This window comes from Microcoleus sp. C2D2, from assembly GCF_036702495.1.
Taxonomy (GTDB): Bacteria; Cyanobacteriota; Cyanobacteriia; order Cyanobacteriales; family Microcoleaceae; genus Microcoleus.
In genome coordinates this window covers 1-4,002 of the sequence record NZ_JAUBTO010000299.1, presented here as the reverse complement: position 1 = coordinate 4,002, position 4,002 = coordinate 1, and the positions used below count along the sequence as shown (strand labels likewise).

General features: G+C 45.1%; 4 protein-coding genes. All 4 read right to left on the bottom strand.

Features of this window, described 5'->3' with window-relative positions; all coding sequences use genetic code 11:
- Positions 1-73: 73 nt before the first annotated feature.
- The 4 genes from QUB61_RS38210 to QUB61_RS38195 all read right to left on the bottom strand — a co-directional run bounded on the left by QUB61_RS38210 (position 74) and on the right by QUB61_RS38195 (position 3,815).
- The gene (locus QUB61_RS38210; RefSeq protein WP_333132538.1) at positions 74-2,563 is read right to left on the bottom strand and encodes a hybrid sensor histidine kinase/response regulator; all 2,490 of its coding nucleotides are present in this window, start codon (positions 2,561-2,563) and stop codon (positions 74-76) included.
- Between the two features lie 217 nt (positions 2,564-2,780).
- Positions 2,781-3,065, bottom strand: coding sequence for a hypothetical protein (locus QUB61_RS38205; protein ID WP_333132539.1), 285 nt, complete (start codon positions 3,063-3,065; stop codon positions 2,781-2,783).
- Between the two features lie 67 nt (positions 3,066-3,132).
- Entirely contained in the window at positions 3,133-3,432 is a 300-nt protein-coding gene (locus QUB61_RS38200; RefSeq protein WP_333132540.1) for a methyl-accepting chemotaxis protein, read from the bottom strand.
- A gap of 149 nt (positions 3,433-3,581) precedes the next feature.
- Positions 3,582-3,815, bottom strand: a complete 234-nt coding sequence (locus tag QUB61_RS38195; RefSeq protein ID WP_333132541.1) for a hypothetical protein — start codon at positions 3,813-3,815, stop codon at positions 3,582-3,584.
- Positions 3,816-4,002: the final 187 nt, after the last annotated feature.

The following is a 4,002-nucleotide window of genomic DNA, read 5'->3' as shown; positions in this document are numbered from 1 at the left end:
TGACTAATGACTAATGACTAATGACTAATGACTAATGACTAATGACTAATGACTAATGACTAATGACTAATGACTAAACTAACCTTTTTAGTGTCTCTACCAGGACATCTTGATTGAAAGTACCTTTAGGAATATAAGCATTTGCCCCGGCATCAGCCCCTCTTTTTTTATCTTCATCCGACGCCAAAGATGTCACTAAAATTATTGGCAAATCACTGTATTCTTTTTGCTGCCGAATCCTAACAGTCAGCGCCAAACCATCCAAATTTGGCATTTGTACGTCAGAAATCACTGCATCAAAATCGCGAGTTTTCAATTTATGAAAAGCATCTAATCCGTCTACCGCTGTCACAACTTCGTAACCCGCACCTTCCAGGATGCGCTTTTCTTGAGTGCGGGTAGCGATCGAGTCTTCTGCTAAAAGTATAACTTGTTTTCTGCTGACCGTCTCAATGGGCGATCGCGCATCAGAAACCCCACCCGACGAAACTTGCTGGCGTACAGATTTTATCAAATCGTGGGGATTGAGTACCATACAAACTTCCCCCGTCCCGAGAATCGTTGCACCAGAAACATTTCGCACCCGTTTCAGCAATTGACTTTGAGGTTTAATCACCACATCCTGTGCCTCAATCAAAGCATCTACAAATAATCCCACTCTTTCATCCCCGACTTTCAGAACAATACAAGACATTTTCGGAGAATTTGAATGAGGAGATTTTCCCTCTATCTTCCTGTTGAGTTCTCTCCCACTTTCCTGTCTCCAATCCCTATTTTTCGGCAGCCATTCTTTCTTATTTAATTCTAGTACATCTGCCAAGTAAGCAACTGATAGCGGCTGACCGTCGGCAAGTATAGTTGCCTTACATTCCACGGGAAAAATATCAGAATAAGCAACCTGTTTGGCCGTGTCAACAAACTCAACTGGCAGCGCGTAAGCAAGACTTTTAACCGCTACAATTAATACATTTGCAGTAGCTATAGACGTGCCGAGTAGCAGCCGCAAACTGCATCCTTTTCCTGAGACAGATTCAACTTGAATGCTACCTTTTAGTGCTTCAACATTAGTCCGAACTACATCTAAACCCACTCCCCGGCCAGAGACTTCAGTAACAAATGTTCTGGTGGAAAAACCAGGAGAAAAAATCAGCGATTGAATTTGGCTTTCTGTCATGGTGGCGAGTGCTTCCGGCGTGCAGATTTTGCGCTTGACAGCACTTTGTTTAATGCGCTCGAGATTCAGCCCCTGGCCATCATCAGCAACTTCAATGACAATATTGCTAGCAGTATGGTAGCCTTTAATCCGGAGAGTAGCGGCAGGAGGTTTGCCGAGCTTTTCGCGTTCAGCGGCAGTCTCGATGCCGTGGTCGATAGCATTCCGAATCATGTGCATTAAAGGGTCTTTCATTTCTTCTAAAATGCGTTTATCAACTCGGATTTCCCCACCTTCTATGACTAATTCAACTTCTTTTCCTTCCCGCTTCGCCAAGTCTCTAACCGCTCGGGGAAAGAGATTAAAAATAGTAGACAAAGGCAGCAGTCTGAGAGTGCGAATTCCTGAGCCTAATTCCTCCGCAATTAATTCGAGTCTGGCAGTATCTTCATCAACTCGATTGTTCAAGCGATTTACTAGAGTTCCCAGACTTTCTAAATGTTCTTCAGTCCGCTGGTAATACTTCTGTAACTGCATGACGAGCGCGTTTTGTTGAGACCCGGTTTTCTCATTTTCTATCTGATGAAGAGCCAACCGATTTATCAAAGCTTCTCGGCTCCAATCTTCCCACAAAGTTGTGAGTTTTTCGAGAGCAGCAAGTCGGTGTACTACCCGAGTTTTGGTAACAGTAAGTTCCCCTGCTTGAGTCATTAAATTGTCTAAATTTTGGGTAGCAACGCGAATTGTTTCGATGCGGTAAGACGAACTAAAAGAACCGTTAACAGTGGGTTGAAAAGCAGATACAGCAGCGCCTCCAGAAGCAGCCTGCAAGTTTTGAGCTTCCAGCAGCAATTCTTGCTCGGATGGTAGCGTCAACAAAGAGGAATTATTATATAAATCAGTGGCGAAAGAAGTTTCACTGTTTGTTCCTGGTGGCGGCGTTTCCGAATCAGTAAATAGCGTTTTTACTAATTCTTGTTCTGGTACTTGTGCAGATTCTGGCTCTGCAGTCGGGGCGACTGGCTGGGGCTGGTTAGAAGCACCCATCATGCTAGCGAGTACGTAAAATGTATTGACGCCGGAATCTTGGCCGGTGACGGCTTCGTCAACAAGTTTGCGGAGGGCGTCTAAACCTTGCGAAAGTCGATCCCTAAGATCTAGATTTAGTTGAGTTTCTCCCCGCTTGACACCTCCCAAAATATGCTCTATTTGATGAGCTAAAGATGCTACATTTTTTACCTCCAGCATCCCAGCATCGCCTTTAAGAGAATGGGTTTCCCGCAGCAATTCTTCTAACTTAGCTAAGTCGCTCGGGTGTTGTTCCAAGTACAGCAATCCATCGTCTAGTTTCTGCAAGTGTTCTTGACTAGCGATTTTAAATACGTCTCGGAGTTCTTCATCTTCAATCATATATATCTTTCGGTAATGGGTCATCGGTAACTGGTCATCGGTAACTGGTCATCGGTAATTGGTAATTGCTAATTCTTCCTTCTATCGATTAAATCCGTTACATCCATTAAATCCCGTACACCCCTCGTTGCGGAACTTCCCTCTTCCCTCAACATCCATCCATTAAATCCATTAAGTTCGTTAAATCCCGTACACCCCTCGTTGCCGAACTTCCTTATTACACTACAGACGTGAGATTTAATGCAGCTTCGTTAAGTTTTTGAGTGCCGATTTTGACTTGAGTAATGCCCCTGACTGTTTGAAATGCGGCTTGGTTGAGAGAATTCATGGCATCACCTACTTGCCCAATAGCGATCGCCTGCTGTTGAATATTAAAATAAATTTGTTGGTTGCTAGCAAACACCCGATGGCAAGCTTCCCTAACACCCGTAAAAGCTGCTGCCGTCTCTCGTGCTGTTTTCACCGCTGCTGCTGTTTTGTGTCCCTCTTCTGTTGCTTTCACAGTCGAGTCGATCGCAGATTTAATCTCTGGAATAATACCATTAATCTTTTGCGCCGCTTCTTGGCTTTCACCGGCTAAGAAAGCGAATTTCGCTTGCTACCACCGCCAAACCTTTGCCGTACTCACCAGATCTGACTGATTCGACGGCGCTGTTGACAGCCAGGATATTCGTCTGGCTGGCTAAATCGCTAACCAAACTTCCTAAAGTCGAGATATTGCCAATCTGACTTGTACAGTCATAAAGTCGCTGATTTTGCTGAGAAATTGCCACCACAGCTTCTCTCAAACCCAGCATTTGATTGAGAGTTTGCTCAACCGTTTGAGTGCCTTCTGCCACAAGATTTAAAGCTTGGCGATGCGGCAGCAACAGCCTCAGCTTGCTCGGCTGCTTGCTGAGAAGATATGCCCAAAGTGTCTAAGAGGCTGTATCATAAGTGGCAAAGGAAACCAAATTAGGCTAATCGCCTGACCATAGGCCGAATCATAGAGCCGATCGTCCTAGCTCAACCTTCGATATTAATTGAGCCAACTAAAACTTTGTTCAACCACGGATCTTTTTTTCCGTAAAACCAAGCCTTGGATATGTTGCGGTGGTAAAACCACCTGAATAATCCATCCCAAGCAATCCATCACCGATTTGAGAAACCCATCGCCGCTGTCACCTCGATCGACAAGCGAGCAAATACAGCCGTGGAATCCTTTGTCCCATCTGGTAGACCGAAAGAGAGAACCTGTTTGCTGGCTTGACATTCAGGAACACTTGCTGCTGTGACCACCACAGCACTAAGCCGAAGCTATCAACCGCAGTGTGGCGTTTTGGGCCTGCAGGTGCCTGTTGCTTTGTCAAACCCGACCCTCTGATATCGTTTCCGGTTGCATAGGAATGATAAAGTCAAGGTCAATAATTCCACATTCCCCGACTCCCGACTCCCGACTC